A 20,083-nucleotide genomic window follows, 5' to 3' on the forward strand; every position below is an offset into this window, starting at 1 on the left:
TTCTTTTCCTATAGCATAAGGTTCATTGTAAATTTTTAATGCAGCTATTCTATTTTTACTAGAAAGATTCAACAATCGTTTTGCATTCACATCATACTAATATGTAACATTACCATGCATCTTAAACTACCATTAATTTGTTATCAACATTATACCGATACGTAACAAGAATCCTTTGCTCCATATTTTTTTAATTACGTTGATATTCCTTCAGCATACACCATATTTTTTGGGATAGATTCAAAATACATAGAATTTAAGATAGTGTCATGGTTATGCGCCAAACGCCCTAATGCCTTCACTCTTTTTTTAGGTGAAGTTAGTTCAAAAATAATTCTATCCTGGATTTTTTTAAAAAAAAACTCCTAACTATGAGTTCTTCATATTCTTTATCCATGTATCTTTTATCCTCCTATATTCTTAAAGTTACCTTTTCTGAAAAATATAAGTGGTGCGACATATATATATTAATTAACTTTGGATATCTCCAGTATCTCCTTGCGCTAAAAAAATCATTTAATTACCTCTTATTATTTTCATGTTGCATAAATATCGAAATTATTACTAGCAATTGTTAAAAGCGCACCATCATATTGAATAAATGCACACGCCGATGATGGAACTAATTCGATTTGTGGTACAACACATTCTCCCATTAAACACTTCATCAATTTACTTTGATTTATTTCCTCTAGTTTAATACCAACGCTATTTCCTAAACTGATAATAGCAAAAGTATTTTCTATACTTACACCATAAAAATACTTGATTATATATGATACTTCTGTCCTTGGTATAGAATCAAAAACAAAGAAAAGGTTCCTTCTTCCCGAATCAAAAACTGTGTAGGAAATGTTTTTAGACTCTATTTCTTCTTTCACATTTTTTTCCTCAGATTTATCTACATGTACAATAAACTGATTAATCCTCTCTTGAACAAGTAAACTTAAATTATCAACATTACGATTATAATCATCAAATAAATCTGTTTCATAAATATCAGTTATATTACTAACACGGTATATATTTGCATCTTCAATACGTTGAACCTTTTCGAATGTAAACTCCATAATACACCTTCTTTTCTCTCAAAGTTATATTTATCCCTATTCCATCCTACTATTCTCATTTAATAATATTAAGTTTATCTATTCCTATTTGTTTTTATAAATCAATAATAATCTAATTCTCCTCACAGAGAATCCGCTTTTCACCTTATAATACGCTACTTGTAGAGTACGCATACCGTTCCCTTTTCCATATCTGTTTCGTATAACGGATTAATGTTGTCTCCATTAAAATCAAAATTCCGAATTATAGGCATTTAAATCCCTAGCTTCTTTAAAGTAATTTCTAAATTTATCATCAATATTTATATCGTTACTTAATAACAACATCAAACTGGAATCCCAACAAACAATTTCAAGTTTTGCTTGAGGGTGCTGAATATTTGGACTTGGTACCCAGAGCCCTTCGTTTCCATTTGCATAGGGCTCTACAAGCAAATTATTAATATCAATGTTTATAGACTTATCAAACGCAGATAGTACGCCCCAAATAAATTGAGGATTATATTTCTTTACGAGATTTGAAAGATCTTCACCTGCTATCCAAACTATTGGATACGACATTTTAGGATAATCTCGGATAAGTTTCTCTTCCTGATGTGCGACAATCTCCATGTCTGTTATAAGCCAATTAAACTCTTTTTCCCTACCTTCAAATGAGTCAAAAACGGAAGCCAAAACTGTATGTTTAGATCCATGTAAAATGAAGTTCATCCAATCCCTCCAATTAGTAACAATCGATAAGTTAGCCTTCTTGAACTTATTATGTGTAGATAATTAAACAAATACCAATGAATACTGTTACTATACACAATATAATAGTTGTTGCAGTATCTAGCAAAATGCTTACGGCTAGGAAAATTATTGATTTAAGGGCAAAAGAAGGTCCTTTTTCTTTCCATTGCCGATAGATTTGTATCATTGCATAAATTAATGGAATCATACCACCTATAATCAGAATAATCCCTATTATTTTCTCCATGTTTCCTCTCCTTTTAAAGATTCGAATCAATAAATATACTATATAATTATACGCCCTCAGAATATATCCTTATATTTTTGGAGTTATTCTACACATGCAAAACTCTCTAATCATAGCTACGCTCGTATTAAGCGCATTGTTAAAAATTATATAATCTTTCATTCTGTAATTAACGGAACTTTCCATCTGCTAAAAACGTTGCCATACAGCTTAACATTTTCTAAGGTATTAAATTTCCTAAGATATCAATTAGCTCTTCTAATGCTCTTCCCAAATCGTTTATATTGTCTCGTTCATCAAAACCTTTTTCCATTAATTCATCTACTATAATATCTCTCAATTTATTTATTTTTTCAGTTTCTATCATACTTAAGTCTTCATAAACATTTAACCATAGTAAATGTTTATTTTGTGATTCTAATGTCTGTTTCAATAAAATCTGCATCTCTTTATTTAATTTAAACAACCTTATCTTCTCCTTTCCCAGTTTATTTTGAACCCTTAGCAAAAGTTGTAATTACTTTACCTTTTTTATTTAAAACTACTACAGCCTGTTTACTAGTAGATTTAGTTCTACCGCCACTTTGTATAACTTTTTCGCCAGTTTTAACAGCATTTAAAATCACCTTAGATGATACTCCTACAGCTTTATTACTACCTCTTACTATAGCAGCCTTTATTGCTTGTTTACCTGCACTTTTCAGCACACTTTGCATCGCTTTTCGATTTCCAACTTTTACTTGGGACGCCTTTACCTTACATTTTGTTTTAGATTGTTTCCACCCTTTAGATGCTCCCGTTATAAACGATCCCAATTTACTAACAAAATTCCCTCCACCCATAAAATTAAAACTATAGCTCTCTGCCCAACCCTTTATTCCCGCTTTTACTCCCCTAGAGTTAGCATAAGCTGTTCTGTCATCATAAATCCACAATTGTGTCGTCACCCAAAGACGATATGCCCAATGTCCATCCGGATCCACCATCATCACCATACGTATATCCATTCTTCATCACCTGGATCAGGATCCACCGATAAGAACACACCATGCTCTGGATTATAATAACGCGCAACTAGATAATACATGCCAATCTCTTTATCATACATGTATCCCGCATATCCAAATGGATTGTCTGCTGCTATTCCTTTTGCGTCGCCCTTTAGGACATTTCCCCAAGCATCATATTCACAGTTTGCTACCACTTGTCCATTTTGATCTGTTATCGCTACTACATCACCACGTGCACGGTAGTGGTAGAATAATAAGACTAATTTATATCTTATATAAACAAAGGCGAAGCCTTCCAAGAGACTCCGCCTTTTCAATGTACACTGAACTTCAACAATTACTAGCTATTACCTAAACATTGTTCTGCTTATGCTTTTTTCAAACCTTACCACCGAACTTATTCTATTACTTGTGTTTCCCAGCCATCATAACTAGTACATGTTCCACTATATAAAATCGCTAACTCAGCCATATGTTTTGTTTCTTCCCAAACATTTTCTTTTGTCGGTATACAATTTTTCCCCACTATAAATACATAGAAACTTAATCCGTCTTCTGATACTTGTTCAGATGGTTCATAAATATCATAACCTTTTTCATGTAGCACATCTGCAATTTTCTCTGCAATCTCTATTGTATCTACTAAAAAGTAATGTTCTAGATAGTGCACTTTCGTTAAATTAGATCCTGCATCCTCCAAAGCTGCTAATGTTTCTATATCCTGATTTTCTCTTTCTTGTCTTTCATGAATTTTTTCTGTCATTTATAAATCTCCCTTAAATCGCTTTATAGTACGGATAAAAGTTGCTATCCTCAGTTATACTCAATTATAAAATTTCTATTAGCGGATATCTCTTCTACAAACTTTTGTTTCTTTTCTAACTTGTATTCCATGCAGAAATCTATTAAATGAGACGTAGACCAAGTCACATTTCGAACTGGATTTCTCCTAGTGTTTTCATTTATTTCTCCCATTATTTCCATATCAAAAATAACCTTAAGAGTATAATCGTCAAATACCATTCCATTAAGCATCAAAGCTGTTAAAATGTTAGCATTATCGATCTCCTCTTTAGTAGGTACCGTTTTCAAATGTAAATCGAATATAACACATAGAGGAAACACGTCTTCCATCAATTCAACAATTTGTCCGAAAAAATATGTTTCATTTGGTAAAGAGATAGAAAATACATCCCCAACTTTCCATTTTTGTTTTTTAGGTCGTTTCCAAGATTCAATGAATTGTTCATACTCTCTTTTATTCTCAAATGTAAATTCTTCGTCTATAAGCTTATTCACCAAAATCGCCACTTGTAACATTGTCTTTCCATTTGTTGAATATATCTCTACACAATCGCTCTCTGAATCAAAACGGACTTTACCTTTTATTCCCGCTTCTTTAACTTGATTTCGTATGAAAACCATTGCATCATAATTTGTCTCTAAATCTAAAAGCCCGGCTAAATCCTCAAAAAGGATATATTCTTTTGAACTAAAATCCGGTATAAACATACGAATTTTTCCGACCTGTAACGTGTAATTTAATTTATTAAATAATACTGATTGCATTTATTCACTCCTTCACTAATTAAACATAGTATTGTTTCCATTTTTTCTTAGCGATTTCATGACGTGCATTTTCCAGTTTCCCACCATATTTTTGCGGGCCGCCGAATTTATTAATCATTTTTTGTTCATATCTTCTTGCTTGTCGCCCTGGTTTCGTTCTAAGTAAAATCTGAAAATCATATTTGGCATTATTTTTCTTTGCATGTTCTTTTTGGCGCTTTTCATACCTTTGCATATTCTTCGCTCTACCAACATATTGTTTTCCTGTTGCTTTATTTGTCCTTAGATAAATAGCAGCTGTTTTTGCCACTTTACCTGCAACTTTAAGTTTACCACCACCAATTGCACCTTTGGCAGCCGCTTTAGCAATTCCCTTTGCGCCTTTTCCTGATTTATATGCCCCATATCCATCATAAAGCGCAAAACCAGCATTAACAACTAACCAAGCAGCATGCCCATCTGGATCCGTCATCATCGCCGGATTATTATCCGCATAAGTATACCCATTCATCGTAACCGGATCATCTTCATCGCCCGGATCAGGATCCACCGATAAGAACACACCATGGTCTGGATTATAGTATCTCGCAATCAGATAATACATACCAATCTCTTTATCATACATGTATCCCGCATATCCAAATGGATTATCTGCTGCGATACCTTTTGTGTCGCTCTTTAATACGTTACCCCACGAATCATATTCATACGTTGCTACAACTTCTCTATTTTGATCTGTCATCGCAATGACATCACCACAAGGGTTGTAGTGGTAGTATAACGTTTGTCCTTGCGATTTCATAGCCATGCGTAAACCATTTACGGAATATACATATTGGCGGAGTACCTTTCCACTACCATCCGTCTCATATAATGGGTTGATACTATCTCCATCATAGAAGTAACGTGTTACTTTTCCATCTATATTCTTTTCAATACGACGATCATCATCATCATATTTGTATGTTGCGAATGCATTGCTCTCACCTTGTTTTGTGATCGCTACAAGTTGGTCATCTTCATTCCATGTATACTTGTACTTTCCATCAGATGTACGATTGCCATTCGCATCATATGTTAATGATTCATTTCCGAATTTGACAAGCTGATTTCCATCATTGAATGTTGCCGCTATAGATTTTGTTTCTTTTCCATTCTCTACAACTTTCACACTTGTACGGTTTCCAAATCCATCATATGTGTAAGATTTACTTGTTCCGTTTGGCAATGCTTCATTTAATAATTGGTTAATCGGGTCATATACAAAGTTTGTCTATCATGATTCTTTTTGCATCACTTTTTAATAAGATTATCCCACACACCATATATGTTTTTACCACTAAGCTACCTTAATATATACAAAGAAAGAAGAGCTTATATAAGCTCTTCTTTCTAAAAATAGTTCTCAAAAAGACATGAATCTTTTTCTATCCCTTCAAAACATCTGGATAATCACTTGATTTCCCATTAAAAAGGTTCAATCCAATGAGCTCCTTCGTTCGCTGTTCTAACAGTAAAAATTCTTCTTCCTTCTTATCATTTAAAACTGTTAGTAGTCCTTCGTTTAGCGGAAAAGAATTAGACCATGGAAGAGATTGAAGCTTATCCTTCCCTATAAAATCAACCAATGATTTCCCGAAATAATTATATTCAAATATTCCAGGTATTCTATTCTTTATTGTTCCTGTTATATGTTGTCTATCTACCATTTTTTCATCACTGATATATCCGTATATAGCATTAAACTCAACCAATGCTCCTTCAAAAAAACTTAGTATTTCTTTTTGGTATTTAGTAAAAATTTTCTTTGTGAACGATATAGTTAAGTAATTGATACTCTTCCCCCTAGAATCTTTCCACCACGCTACATTAAACCAAAAGCCATTTCCTCTCCCAAGCATTCCACCGGCTGTACCCATCATCTCATCTAACTCAAAATCATAGCAACCTGGTTCTTCATGCATCCACATCTTCAAAGCCTGTTCAATTGTAAATACTTTATTAATTGGTTCATATTGTGCCATTTTTGTAAATTTCAATCCCATTTTTTCGATTGCTTCAAAGAAAAATTTTGCATATTCATGCGAAGAAATATCTTCCTTCGTATAAATATCTAATTGTATAGACATAAAAACCTCCATTTTTTAAATTTATAAATATTATCTATAAGTATAATATTTATTTTTTCCATAGCGTACTTTTATTTTCCCACCAGATTTGTTAATCGCATTTATTAACGGCTTGGAAACTTTAGAATGTTTAGAAACTATCAAATCAATCCGCTTACCTGACTTCGCATATTGTTTAAACTGCTTGGAATATGATATCTTTCGGACATCTTTAATTTCTGTAATTCTCCCTTTAGATAAACTATCAGGAATCCGGCCCATTACCTTTTTAGTATTTTTCGCTAATCCAAGCTCTTTTAATACTTTCTTTTCAAAACCTCGACCTCTAGCATATCTATATACATAGTGTCCACCTTTTTTACCTAATTTTTTAGCTGCATAGCGAGCTACATGAGGGGCAGCCATTCTCGCTCCAGCTACTACAAGTGGAGCAACAGGTATATTACCATCTGGATCGATTAACATTACTGGATTATTATCTACATACGTATATCCATTTTGTGTCACAGGATCATCTTCGTCACCCGGCTCTGGATCTATCGATAAGAACACACCATGCTCCGGATTATAGTATCTCGCAATTAGATAATACATGCCGATCTCTTTATCATACATGTATCCCGCATATCCAAATGGATTATCTGCTGCGATACCTTTTGCGTCGCTCTTTAATACGTTACCCCATGAATCATATTCATACGTTGCTACAACTTCTCTATTTTGATCTGTCATCGCAATGACATCACCACGAGGGTTGTAGTGGTAGTATAACGTTTGTCCTTTTGATTTCATCGCTAGACGCGCGCCACTTGTTGAGTATACATATTGACGAAGAACATTTCCACTACCATCTGTCTCATATAATGGGTTAATGCTGTCTCCATCATAGAAATAACGTGTTACCTGACCATTTACACTCTTTTCAATACGACGATTATTTTCATCGTATTTATACGTTGCGAATGCATTGCTTTCACCTTGTTTTGTAATAGCTACAAGTTGGTCATCTTCATTCCATGTATACTTGTACTTTCCATCAGATGTACGATTGCCATTCGCATCATATGTTAATGATTCATTTCCGAATTTGACAAGCTGATTTCCATCATTGAATGTTGCCGCTATAGATTTTGTTTCTTTTCCATTCTCTACAACTTTCACACTTGTACGGTTTCCAAATCCATCATATGTGTATGATTTAGTTGTTCCGTTTGGTAATGCTTCATTTAATAGTTGGTTGATCGGGTCATATACAAAGTTTGTTTCCGTTACTTTTCCGCCCGCACCTTCATGCTTAATCTTCGTACGGTTACCTGATTGGTCATATTCATATCGTTCAGAAAGTAGAATACTGTTTGATGTACCTACTACTAGGTCTTTAATTTTGTTCGCATGGTCATAGTTAAACGTCGAACCTGAACCATTTCCGGCTGTATACGTACGAACATTTCCTTGATCGTCATAGTCAAATCGATACGTTTGCGAACCGTCTGTCACACGAATGTTTTGATCTAGCGTGTTGTAGTCATATGATACTTTATTTGTGTATCCACCTTGTGTTACTGTTTGTTCTTTTAATTTCTCTGTCTTACTGTTTGCTTTGTCGTGGTATGCCCAATCAATTTTTCCGCCTCGACTATCTGTTGCACTTGTGACACGGTCAGCCTTGTCGTATGTTTTCGTGCGTTCTACGCCGTTGACAAGATCTTTCACTTTCGTAACTTGTCCATTTTGATCACGTTCAAATGTAAATGAATCTTTTCCGTTGCGCTTTTCGCCAACGACGCGATCTGCTGTATCATATACAGACTCTAAAATAGAACCGTTTGGCATTTTCGTTTTAATCTTGTTTGCATTTTCATCGTACGTGTTTTCAATACGACGGTTTAACGCGTCGATATACACTGTATTTTTATTATCTACATCATATTCATATTTGTGTGTTTGTGTTTTCCCACCAAACATGACAGATTTCTCTGTTGTGTTTCCATTATGATCATAACGATAATTTACAGAAGTACCATTTTTTAATGTAACCTTTGTTAATAGATTATCTTTGTTATAATCATATAGTTTTGTATTTCCTTTTTCATCTGTCTCGCTCTTTTTATTTCCTGATGCATCGTATGCGAATGTATTTTTCTGTCCTTCTTCATCATACGTGGCAACAACATTTCCATCGTTGTCGTACTCGTTTTTAATAAGAGCGTTTCCTTCTAATAGGCGTATATCATCAAACCAAACTTTTCCTTTATTCTCTCTTCTAAAGAGCATATAAACTTCCATACGTTTAATTGGTTTAGTGGCAGGGATTACAACCGCACTACGATTCCAATCATTTGTCCCACTTGGGAATTTCGCTTGGAAATTTTCCCCACTACCATCTTGATAATGTACATCTGCCCAAATAGAGTAATCTCGAGAGAGTTTATCTGGTGCAGTATTTTCTACATTTACTGATTTAGACATTCCTGTTAGCGTAATTGGTTCTGCTTTTTTCTGATTTATAGTGATATGCTTGCCATATCCTACATCTGAACCACCATATTGGCTACGCTCTAATACAATAGATGAATGTCCCGTAAAGCTCTCTTGCTGAGAAACATCTTTCGGATCACAGCTTGTTCCATCTCCTCGAATCCAACCTGGCATACAGCCATTTCCCGCCATATTTTCTAAACTACTATTTTCAATTGGGTTAAAGCTAGAAGAAACTTCACCTTTTTCTAGTTGAATCTTATCAAACCAGACAGAACCACTCGTAGCAGAACCGCCATTTTCTACTTGTAAATAGATTTTTACTTTTCTCGTTTGTTCTGTTGTTTTAAAAGTAACTTGACGGTTAACCCAATCCCTCGTTCCTTGAACTTTATTGTGACGAGTATCATGCCATCCACCATCTACACCAGCACCGTTTTCATTTAATAACTGTACATTGAAGAAAGCAGCACCATTGGCTAAATCCGTTTTCATCATACCGCTTAACGTATACGTTGTATTTGGTTCTAACGTTACTTCTTGAATTGCAGCAATATAGCCCCAATCATTATTCGTTGCTTTTGTTGAAATTTTAAGTGATGATTCTCCGCCCAGACCACCTGGTGCCGGTGTTGCATCTTTTGTAATAGATCCGGAATTATTCACATTTACTGGTACCCATTTTTCCGTACCGTTCATTTCAAAGCTTGGATTTTGAATCAGGTTTTCTCCTGTTCCCAGCTCTCTAGTTGTTGCAATTGGATTTCCAAACTGATCATACTGCATGAAAGATGATGTATTTGCTGCTTGGTCAGTTTGAGACACTTCTGTATTCGCTGCTTTATAAGCAACTGTTGTTTCACGATTTTCGTTATCTGTCGCTTTAACAATTCCATTATCTTTATTGTACTCAAACTTCTCAGTTCCCATTTCATCAGTAACAGAAGTTACATTTCCATTACCATCATAGGTCGCTGTTTCTGTTTGATTTTTAGGAGTGGTTGTTTTTACTAGGTTATTTGCATTATATTCATACGTTGTTGTTAAATTTAGACGCCCAGAATCTTCAACTGTTTTGACTGGGTTTCCAGCATCGTTATACGTATAAACAGTTTTACGTCCTTTAGGATTCGTTAACGTAACTTCTTTCGCATCTGTATTATATGCTAATGTCGTAGCTTTTCCTAATGGGTCCGTTACTTTTACTAACCTATTATTCTCGTATGCATACGATGTTTTATATGGTTTGGCATCTGTATGTTGCGGATCATAAATAGATGTTAGTAATCCATTATCATATCCGTATTTATATACTTTTCCTTCTGGTGTTGTAGAAGAAACGAGTAAATCTCCATCATATTTAAATGTAATCGTCTTGCTATCTGGGCCGATTACTCTTGCTGCTTTTTTATTATTTCCATCATATTGTACGACTAACTCTTTGCCAGAAGCATTTTTCACTTTTGATAAACGTGATTCACCATCATACTCATATGTCGTCGTATTTCCATATTTATCTTTTGTATACTGGATACGACCTTGTGCATCTCCAGATTTATAGAAAGTAACCGTTTGGTCTTTATCTTTTATTTCATATCCGCCTGATACTTGTTTAATTTCTAAATATATACCAGTAGGGGCTTGATACGTATTATCTCCCGTTCTAGTAAAAGTAATATTTGCGCCATCGGCAGAAATTAATAGTAAGTTTCCATTTCCTTCAGCCAAAATCCTTTCTTCTAATCCACTAGACCAACCTGTACCAAATAAACCTACTTTTTTACTTTGGCTATTATACGTTCTTTCCACTGATACATCCGGTCCGCGCCCTGATAACGTAATATCTTTTTCACTCATGATAAAGTTACCATTTGTAGCATTCACTGTGCCATTTAGTACCGGAACTGATGCCCAGTAATCAAACATCCCTATAAACCCAAAGTCTTGAGCAAATTTAGGTACAAACTCATGCGAAATTTCACTTTCAGCATGTCCGGCTTTACTATACGCTGTTACACGGAACCAATAATTTTTAAAGCCAGCATAAATTCCGCCAGAATTTTTATACACAGGTGATGGATCAACTGCTAATTCTGCACCTTTTTTATCATGATGAAGTAAATATTGGCCTTTTGCAATTTCATCTTTCGTTGGCCAAATTTTCTCATTTTGCGTTGTCCAATTTGTTTTATTTCCTACATCGAACGCTTCGTAATCTTTTCCGTTATAAATCCAAACTTTATAGCCTGCAGCCGCTGGAACTGCATCCCACTTTAATGTGACATATCCTGTTTCCTTATCTGTCGCATTAATGTAGGCCGATCCGTCTGGCTTTTTCACTTGTTCTAATGGAATAAATGGAACTATTTCATCTGAAAGTGGACTATCCCCAAACGGATACTCTGCTACAATACGAATCCAGTAGCTACTTCTTCCGCTATAATCCCCGTACGGACCTCCTGACTCGTAAGCATTTTTATATATTTGTCCTGGGTTAGTAGGCGCTTCTGCACCTTTCCCGTCATCATGTATCCAGTAACGCCCTTGTGCAATTTCTTCTGGCGTCGGGAATATCTTTTTATCTTTCGTCGTCCAGCTTGTCACATTCCCAACAGGAATATATTCATAGTCATATCCATTAAAAATGGCAACTTTATAACCTGTTGCTCCTGGAACTGCGTCCCATTGTACATTGAAGTGACCAGAACCACTCCCACTGCCATTTGAGTAAACTTGTACTCTTGGCTTATTTGGTTTTGCGTAGGAATATTTCACTTCCAAGAATGGTGCATTCGTTCCATTTTCAGCTGCAATGAATTTCTTCCAATGGTTTTGACCATTACCATTTGCATGTAGCTTAAAGCCATTGTTTGGTCTCGCGCCTTCTACCCATGCTTTCACTGTATTCGTTACATTGAACTGGGCCCATTTTCCGCGGCCCACATCAGCGTGTGCAATGTTGTTAGAACCTGGTTTGTTATTCCAGTTTACACTTCCAACATTCCATCCACTTGTTACTTCATCTAACCAAACACCATTTGGTTGATTCGCATAATAATGCCAAACTGCATAGGCATGGAATGTTGCACTTTCAATCTTTGCACCCTTTAAGTTTGAAACATCTGGTTTAATAAATGAAAAATTAGTTCCAGATGTTCCATCATAATATCCAACTTTTAACGTATAAGCATTTTGACCTGAATCCCAAAGTTTTCCTCCTGAATAATTGACAGTTGGATACGCACTTGAAGCGTAAGCATTTTCAAAATTATCCAATTCAATTGAAGGATCTACATATACCGGATATTTTCGCTCTGGTGCTTGTAACCACTGCGGGTCTGCAGTAACAGTTAATGTATATGTTTTTTCATCTTTCTTCTCAATATTGTAGCGAACCGCATCTGACGTTACAGCCTCACCTGATTGCTGATCCACATTGGAATCATTCATATATGGTTTCGGCAATGTGAATACTTTTTCTTTTTTCTCATCTTGGAAGTCGATTGAACCATCTTCCTGTAAGCTAGGTGTTAAATCTGTTTCTAATGCAAATGTAAAAATGTGGTGTCCTGTATACTCACGTAATACAAAATCTTCTTTTACATTTTCATTGAATGTCGTACTCTTTAAATCAATATTTGGGAAGACCCCTTTATACCATACTGTATTATTTTCATGTGTTGCGGTTACTGGCGATGGCTTTATTTCACCTTTTTCACCATTTGCACTTATTAGTTTATACTGAATAGTATGATCTTTTACTTTAAATTGAACGTACTTTCCATCTTGTGTCGCTTTCTCGAACTCTGGTTCTAATGTTGTATTTTCCGTTACAATTTTTTCATTTGGTGCTTCTACTAATTTTGGTGAAACCTCTTCTAGCTTTCCATCTTTCTCTGCATGAATCGGTTCCGTATATACCCTCTTTGTAAAAGTACCATCATTGTTATCAAAAACCTTTTCGGTTTCCGTTCTTTCTTCTACAATCTCAGTCGGACTCGCCTGTGCTTTAGCCTTATCCTTCTTTAATTGATCCGGATGTGGAGCTGGTAATTCCTGCTCCTCTTTCTTTTCCATTTCTGGACTTTGTTCTGAATTTGGAGATGGTGTAAACGGTGGTGCCGTTTCTGCCAACCCATTCAGTGGTATAGAAGTAACAATTAATGCAACTACGATAAGTTGTATTAAATACTGATACCACTTCCTTTGTTTCTTACCTTCCATAAACTCACCTCACTGAAATATTTTTAACATATATAATGTTACATATCACAATTTATATAAACTAAAGAGTAAAGTAAATACAGTTTTAAAGTTTTGAAGATTTTGTGCACAAAATACGACAATTTAATAACAATTTTTAAAATATCATTACAGATAATTAATTCTGTTATATAATTTAATATTACAATAATCACATCTATTATTATTTACTAACGATAGAATATGAACATGATTCAACTAAACTTTTACATTCACTTTTGTTCTAGTATTCCAATGAAGCTAATACATTGAGTTTCATTGGAATAGCGTAAATGTGGGTCTTCTAATTGTAATAACTGTGTTTAAGAAAGTAAGAGAAATATCTTCATTACTACTCGTATCAAATAGTTGTTTGAACACGCTTCGCTATTATATATACAAACTTCCTACTACATTTCATATGAGAAAAAGTTATTACGATAAACAAAGAAAAGGTCTCCTAAAATATCTTTTAGGAGACCTTTTCTTATTAATAGATTTTGTAATTTAAGAGTGAACACTCTTAAATTACAAAATCCTCCGGAATAAACACTTTCACTTCTTTCGGCTGTACGTATACGAAATCACCCGCTTGAATGTTCAGCTGCTTGAACTGTTCTTTCGTAATTTCTGCTTCTAAATATTCATCTGTTCCGTCTCGTTTTAATTCTACATATACGATATTTCCGACTGCGTGAGAATAAGATACTTTTGCCGGGATTGCATCTATGCTTTGTTTCGTACGAGAGATTGATAAGTCATGCGGCCTTACGTAGGCTATTCCGTCTACGTTGGAAACGTGCTTATGCTCTGGTGCTTCTAGTTCGACCGATCCTACATTTAGCTTTCCTTTATGAACGCGGCCGTGAAATAAATTTACATTTCCTAAAAAATCGTAAACGAACGGGCTTGCTGGGTTTTCATATACTTCTTCCGGTGTTCCCATTTGTTCAATACAGCCTTCATTCATTACAACGATGCGGTCTGCAACGTCTAACGCTTCTTCTTGATCATGCGTTACGAATACGCTCGTAATTTGAAATTCGTCATGTAATTTTCGGAGCCATCTTCGTAATTCTTTTCTCACCTTTGCATCGAGTGCACCGAACGGTTCATCAAGTAATAAAATTTTCGGTTCGACTGCAAGTGCCCGGGCTAGTGCAATACGTTGACGTTGTCCACCAGATAATTGCGCTGGATAACGTTTAGCAAAGCCATCCATTTTTACGAGCTTTAATAATTCTGTTACCTTTTCTTCTATCGCTTCTGCTGACGGTCTTAAGCTTTTCTTTCTTACTTTTAAACCGAAAGCGACATTCTCAAATACATTCATATGTTTAAAGAGCGCATAGTGCTGAAAGACGAAACCGACTTGCCTGTTTTTCACGTGAATGTCTGTTAAATCTTCTCCATCAAATGAAATAGAGCCTCCATCCGCTTCTTCTAATCCTGCAATAATGCGTAATAACGTCGTTTTCCCAGAACCTGATGGGCCTAATAAGGCAACAAGTTCGCCTTTTGGAATATCCAAATGAATGTCTGTTAGTGCTTGAAATGTACCATATTGCTTTGATACACCTTGAATTTGAATACTCACCGTAATCCCCCTCTTATTGTCGTTTTTCCATTCGCCATTCAATCCAGTTTTTTATAACGAGTGTAAACACTGCAATTAATGACATTAACGTCGCTACTGCAAATGCTGCTGAAAATTGATATTCATTGTACAAAATTTCAATATGGAGCGGCATCGTGTTCGTAATGCCACGCACGTGACCTGATACGACAGAAACGGCTCCAAACTCACCGATAGCACGAGCATTACATAGAATCATGCCGTATAAAAGACCCCATTTGATATTTGGAAGCGTAACGCGCCAAAACATTTTCCAGCTACTTGCGCCAAGTGATAACGCTGCCTCTTCTTCACTTTTCCCTTGCGCCTGCATAATCGGAATTAATTCACGTGCAACGAACGGGAAGGTTACAAAGATTGTTGCAATAATAATGCCTGGTACAGAGAAAATGAGTTTCACTCCATGTTCAAGTAACCATTCGCCAAGAGCACCCCTCGGTGTGAAAAGTAAAACGAATACTAATCCTGCGATAACTGGTGACACAGCAAACGGCAGTTCAATAAGAGAGAGTAATACTTGTTTTCCTTTAAACTGAAACTTTGTAATAAGCCATGCCGCTGCGATTCCGAATACCGTATTCAGCGGTACAACGATTAACGCAACGAGAAGCGTTAACCTAATTGCTGAAAATGCTTCTTGATCAGTGATAGCGGCAAAGTATACATCCATCCCTCTTTCAAAGGCTTTTAGAAAAATAGTTATGAGTGGCAGTAATAGAAAGAGAGATAAAAATAAAACTGTAATCGTAATTAATATGCCTGGTACAAGCTTAGATTCTTTTTTAGCTGATACGCTTTTTACTATTTTCTTTTCTAATACTGTTGGTTCCATTTTCTCTCCCCCTATTCACTTTTTAGTTCATGCCTTCTACTCCAGCTTTGAATCATATTAATAAGAAGAAGGAAAAGGAGAGAAATAATAAGCATCACGGTCGCTACAGCTGTTGCCCCCGCGTAATCATATTGTTCTAGTTTCGTCATAATCATCAGTGGTGCAATTTCTGTTTTCATCGGCATATTACCTGCGATGAAAACGACAGATCCGTATTCTCCTAATGCTCTTGCAAATGCGAGTGAAAAACCGGCAAGAAGAGCGGGAAAGATCTCTGGTAAAATGATTTTCACAAATATTTGCAAGCGGGATGCACCTAAACTCGAAGCCGCCTCTTCTACTTCTTTATCAATATTTTGCAGCACTGGTTGCACCATTCGAACGACAAATGGTAAACCGATAAAAGTAAGCGCAACGATAATTCCGAGTGGTGTAAAAGCTACTTTTATATGAAACAGACTAAATATTTTCCCAATCCATCCATTTTCCGCATAAAGCGTTGTAAGTGTAATACCAGCTACAGCTGTCGGAAGTGCAAACGGTAAATCAATAAGTCCATCTAATAGTCGTTTCCCTGGAAATTTGTAGCGTACGAGCACCCAAGCTATTAATAAACCGAAAATGGCATTTACAATAGCAGCTGCAAATGAAGTTGTAAAACTAACTTGATAGGAATGCAACACACGCTCGTTCGTTATAACCCCAGCGAACTTCTTCCAACCTAACTGTGAAGTTTGAATAAATACGATAGAAAGTGGTATAAGTACGAATAAGCTCATGTACAACATTGTAAATCCAAGCGATAATCCAAACCCTGGTAAAATACGTTTCTTCCTCATCCTCTTTCACCTCATCCCCCTTTAGCAGTACGCATTATTTTTGATAAATTTTATCGAACACGCCGCCGTCATTAAAGTGTTTCTCTTGTGCTTTTTTCCAGCCACCAAATAGTTCATCTACCGTAAATAATTGAACTTTCGGAAATTGGGATGTATATTTTTCTGCTACTTTTTCATTACGCGGACGATAAAAGTTTTTTGCCGCAATTTCCTGTCCTTTTTCTGAGTACAAATATTCAAGATACCCTTCTGCTACTTTTTTCGTTCCTTTTTTATCAACGACTTTATCTACAACCGCTACTGGTGGTTCTGCAAGTACACTAATAGAAGGAGTTACAATTTCAAATTTATCTTTTCCAAGCTCTTTTTGGGATAATAGCGCTTCATTTTCCCATGCGATTAATACGTCACCAATTCCTTTTTCAACAAATGTTGTCGTTGCTCCGCGCGCTCCTGAATCTAATACTTCTACGTTTTTATAAATTTGGCTAACAAACTCTTTCGCCTTATCTTCACTATTATTATATTTTTTCAGTGCGTATCCCCACGCCGCTAAATAGTTCCAACGTGCCCCGCCTGATGTTTTTGGGTTTGGTGTAATGACAGACACACCTTTTTTCGTTAAATCATCCCAGTCTTTAATACCTTTCGGGTTTCCTTTTCGAACAAGAAATACAATCGTTGACGTGTATGGAGTGGAATTATTCGCAAGTCGCTTCTGCCAATCTTCTGCTAATTGTTTTTTCTTACTAATCGCATCAATATCATAAGCAAGTGCTAGTGTAACAACGTCTGCTTCTAAGCCATCAATAACAGAGCGCGCTTGACTTCCAGATCCCCCGTGTGATTGTTTTACATTTACTGTTTGCCCATGCTTCTCTTTCCAATACTTCGCAAAATCTTTATTGAAATCTTGATATAACTCCCTCGTTGGATCATAAGAAACATTTAAAAGCTCAACTGTTTTTTTATCTCCACTTCCTTCAGAATTACTAGTGGATGTTGCCGAACCACACCCTGATAAAAGTACAACTGCTGATAATAAAACACCTGTACTTTTCATAAACGCTGTCTTACCCCACTTTTTCATCGTTAAGCCCCCTTAGTTTATACAATAGAAAAAGGCACACAATATATTCACAAATGTGAACATTGTGCGCCTTCAGTTTATCTGATTAGCTTCTAATGTATTGTATTCGATTTCTTTTCATTTTAATTCTGTAATTCATATGTGTCAACTTGGAATTTGAATTTTCTTGCTAAACTAAAATATTGGCATACTTCGAGCCCAATGATTTTTCAAATCAGCAAATTCTTTTGGTAACTTACTATTTTCATTCCATTCTAATTTATATGTATTTACTAACACCGTAGCCATTGATTCACAGTCCACTACTCCATTTTGATTAAAATTACCGTTCTTATCATTTTCAGAGTTCATCCATAATTTCACAAATAAGATATTGCACTCGCCGTAAGCGTTAATCCCTTCTGTTCTATGTATATCTCCTCCTTGTTGGTCATATGAAGCTTTAAATATATGGCACCACAGCTTAATCAATGCACAAAAAAATGAGGCAACCACCTTCAAAGATGGTTGCCTCATTTTTACACTTGCATCGCTTTCTCTCTCAATGCTCTTCTTAACAACTTACCAGTCGTATTCTTCGGTAATTCTATTAAAAACTCAATGCTTTTCGGCACTTTATATTTCGCTAAATGTAACGTACAGTAATGCATTAGTTCTTCTTCTGTTACGTTCGTTTGTTTCAGAACGACGTAAGCTCGCACTGCTTCTCCTAAGTTTTCATCAGGAACACCGATTACAACAACTTCCGCTACTGATTCGTGCGTATATAATACTTCTTCTACTTCACGAGGGTATACGTTATAACCGCCAACTAAGACGATATCTTTTTTACGATCAACGATATAGAAGTAACCTTCTTCATCCATTTTCGCCAAGTCACCTGTATATAGCCAGCCGTCTTTCAATGTCGCAGCTGTATCTTCTGGTGCATTATAGTATCCTTTCATAACGTTAGGTCCGCGAACGATTAATTCACCGACTGCGCCGACAGGTACTTCTTCCCCAAGTTCATTTACAATTTTATTTTCTACATGCCAAATATTTGTGCCAATCGACCCTGGTTTACGAGGACGATCTAGCGGATTGAAACAAGTAACTGGTGAGGCTTCTGATAAACCGTATCCTTCTGAAACAATAACGTTAAAACGTTTTTCAAAGTTTTGTAGAAGAGCAACAGGCATCGATGCGCCACCGGAAATACAAAGACGAAGCGTCTTCACATCTTCTGCGCTTGCTTCTTCAAATAAATATAAATAATTGTACATCGTCGGTACGCCAGCAAAGATCGTTGGTTCGTACGTGCGACAAATACGGAATACTTCTTTCGGACTAAATTTCGGTAACATTAAAATCGTTGCCCCGTTCACAATCGGTGCATTTACCGCAACTGTTAAACAGAATACATGGAACATAGGCAGTGCCGCAACAACACGGTCATCAGCCGTATATTGTAAATACGAAGCCACATCGCTCGCATTACTATATAAATTTTTATGTGTTAACATAGCGCCTTTCGGTTTTCCAGTTGTGCCCGAAGTGTATAGGATAACCGCTACATCTTCTTCATCTAGTTCAGGACCTTCGTAAGTTGTATCTCCAGTCCCCACAAAACTAGTAAACGTTTTCATTTTTTCGGTTTCTGTATGGTTAAAATCTGATGAGGTTTCGCATATGATGATGTTTTCTAATGAAGGAAGTCTTGTTGTAAGAGATTGTATAACAGGTAGAAGGACGTCGAGTACGATGATTGTTTTTACATCTCCATTTTGTAAAATATAATGCATTTCGTCTGCTGTATAAATTGGATTAACTGGAATAACAGTTGCTCCGGCTTTCATTGTTCCGTATAAACCGACCAAAAAATGTGGTGAGTTCCCAACAACTAATGCGACATTGTCCCCTTTTCCAATGCCCATTTCTGCTAAATTGCTAGAAAACCTTGTGACCATTTTGTTTAATTGGTCATATGAGACCGACTGATCCATAAATATATAAGCCGGTTTATCCCCCTTCTTTTTTGCCGTTTCAGCCAAAGATTGAACGAGATTCACAAAAACCCCACCTTTATAAAATTTAGAATATTTAAAAATTCTAAATTAATTATATTAAAAGAAAATTAAAGTGGCAAGTGATATTCTATTAACTGCATATAGACAGCTCACCTTCTCTTAGTTTACTTTGGAAAAATAAGGGGATTTTATTTACAAGT

The 20,083-nt window shown here is 35.8% G+C and carries 16 protein-coding genes and 2 pseudogenes; 1 reads left to right on the plus strand and 17 read right to left on the minus strand.

What is annotated here, in order from left to right; translation table 11 throughout:
• Positions 1–536: 536 nt before the first annotated feature.
• The 6 genes from ACTFR3_RS14255 to ACTFR3_RS14280 form a co-directional block, all read right to left on the minus strand.
• Entirely contained in the window at positions 537–1,070 is a 534-nt protein-coding gene (locus ACTFR3_RS14255; RefSeq protein ID WP_017656756.1) for a hypothetical protein, read from the minus strand.
• Between the two features lie 231 nt (positions 1,071–1,301).
• Positions 1,302–1,781 (minus strand): hypothetical protein, encoded by a 480-nt coding sequence (locus ACTFR3_RS14260; RefSeq protein ID WP_071739486.1) that lies wholly within the window; start codon positions 1,779–1,781, stop codon positions 1,302–1,304.
• 49 nt (positions 1,782–1,830) lie between these two features.
• Entirely contained in the window at positions 1,831–2,049 is a 219-nt protein-coding gene (locus ACTFR3_RS14265; RefSeq protein ID WP_000411162.1) for a hypothetical protein, read from the minus strand.
• 220 nt (positions 2,050–2,269) lie between these two features.
• Positions 2,270–2,515, minus strand: coding sequence for a hypothetical protein (locus tag ACTFR3_RS14270; protein ID WP_000475564.1), 246 nt, complete (start codon positions 2,513–2,515; stop codon positions 2,270–2,272).
• A gap of 22 nt (positions 2,516–2,537) precedes the next feature.
• A complete protein-coding gene (locus tag ACTFR3_RS14275) occupies positions 2,538–3,056 on the minus strand; it encodes a hypothetical protein (protein ID WP_012593162.1) in 519 nt (172 codons plus the stop codon).
• A complete protein-coding gene (locus ACTFR3_RS14280) occupies positions 3,038–3,253 on the minus strand; it encodes an RHS repeat-associated core domain-containing protein (protein WP_395940373.1) in 216 nt (71 codons plus the stop codon). The genes ACTFR3_RS14275 and ACTFR3_RS14280 overlap by 19 nt, the downstream gene beginning before the upstream one ends.
• Before the next feature lie 59 nt (positions 3,254–3,312).
• On the opposite strand from ACTFR3_RS14280, the pseudogene ACTFR3_RS14285 reads away from it, so the two are divergent.
• Positions 3,313–3,414 (plus strand): annotated as a pseudogene (locus ACTFR3_RS14285) (IS6 family transposase); the annotation flags it as partial.
• 42 nt (positions 3,415–3,456) lie between these two features.
• On the opposite strand, the gene ACTFR3_RS14290 reads toward ACTFR3_RS14285, so the two are convergent.
• The 11 genes and pseudogenes from ACTFR3_RS14290 to ACTFR3_RS14340 all read right to left on the minus strand — a co-directional run bounded on the left by ACTFR3_RS14290 (position 3,457) and on the right by ACTFR3_RS14340 (position 19,925).
• Positions 3,457–3,822: a ribonuclease E inhibitor RraB gene (locus ACTFR3_RS14290; RefSeq protein ID WP_000136599.1), complete on the minus strand. Its 366-nt coding sequence runs from the start codon at positions 3,820–3,822 to the stop codon at positions 3,457–3,459.
• 50 nt (positions 3,823–3,872) lie between these two features.
• Positions 3,873–4,628: an Imm26 family immunity protein gene (locus ACTFR3_RS14295; protein WP_001192248.1), complete on the minus strand. Its 756-nt coding sequence runs from the start codon at positions 4,626–4,628 to the stop codon at positions 3,873–3,875.
• Between the two features lie 19 nt (positions 4,629–4,647).
• Positions 4,648–5,901: pseudogene (locus tag ACTFR3_RS14300) on the minus strand (RHS repeat domain-containing protein); the annotation flags it as partial.
• A gap of 154 nt (positions 5,902–6,055) precedes the next feature.
• Complete coding sequence (locus ACTFR3_RS14305; RefSeq protein ID WP_322356698.1) at positions 6,056–6,757, minus strand: hypothetical protein; 702 nt, start codon at positions 6,755–6,757, stop codon at positions 6,056–6,058.
• 30 nt (positions 6,758–6,787) lie between these two features.
• Positions 6,788–13,459: a DNRLRE domain-containing protein gene (locus tag ACTFR3_RS14310; RefSeq protein ID WP_440044492.1), complete on the minus strand. Its 6,672-nt coding sequence runs from the start codon at positions 13,457–13,459 to the stop codon at positions 6,788–6,790.
• 541 nt (positions 13,460–14,000) lie between these two features.
• Positions 14,001–15,074 carry a sulfate/molybdate ABC transporter ATP-binding protein gene (locus tag ACTFR3_RS14315; RefSeq protein ID WP_000027093.1) on the minus strand — a complete coding sequence of 358 codons (1,074 nt, stop codon included), beginning with the start codon at positions 15,072–15,074 and terminating at the stop codon, positions 14,001–14,003.
• A 13-nt stretch (positions 15,075–15,087) separates the two neighbouring features.
• Entirely contained in the window at positions 15,088–15,945 is an 858-nt protein-coding gene (cysW, locus tag ACTFR3_RS14320) for a sulfate ABC transporter permease subunit CysW (protein WP_048656903.1), read from the minus strand.
• Positions 15,946–15,956: 11 nt separating this feature from the next.
• Positions 15,957–16,784: a sulfate ABC transporter permease subunit CysT gene (gene cysT, locus ACTFR3_RS14325; protein WP_048656902.1), complete on the minus strand. Its 828-nt coding sequence runs from the start codon at positions 16,782–16,784 to the stop codon at positions 15,957–15,959.
• Between the two features lie 34 nt (positions 16,785–16,818).
• A complete protein-coding gene (locus ACTFR3_RS14330) occupies positions 16,819–17,874 on the minus strand; it encodes a sulfate ABC transporter substrate-binding protein (protein ID WP_000758703.1) in 1,056 nt (351 codons plus the stop codon).
• A 174-nt stretch (positions 17,875–18,048) separates the two neighbouring features.
• Positions 18,049–18,225: a hypothetical protein gene (locus tag ACTFR3_RS14335; protein ID WP_048656907.1), complete on the minus strand. Its 177-nt coding sequence runs from the start codon at positions 18,223–18,225 to the stop codon at positions 18,049–18,051.
• 167 nt (positions 18,226–18,392) lie between these two features.
• Entirely contained in the window at positions 18,393–19,925 is a 1,533-nt protein-coding gene (locus ACTFR3_RS14340; RefSeq protein ID WP_001055178.1) for a fatty acid--CoA ligase family protein, read from the minus strand.
• Positions 19,926–20,083: the final 158 nt, after the last annotated feature.

Source organism: Bacillus cereus group sp. MYBK14-1 (genome assembly GCF_051916885.1).
Taxonomy (GTDB): domain Bacteria; phylum Bacillota; class Bacilli; order Bacillales; family Bacillaceae_G; genus Bacillus_A; species Bacillus_A cereus.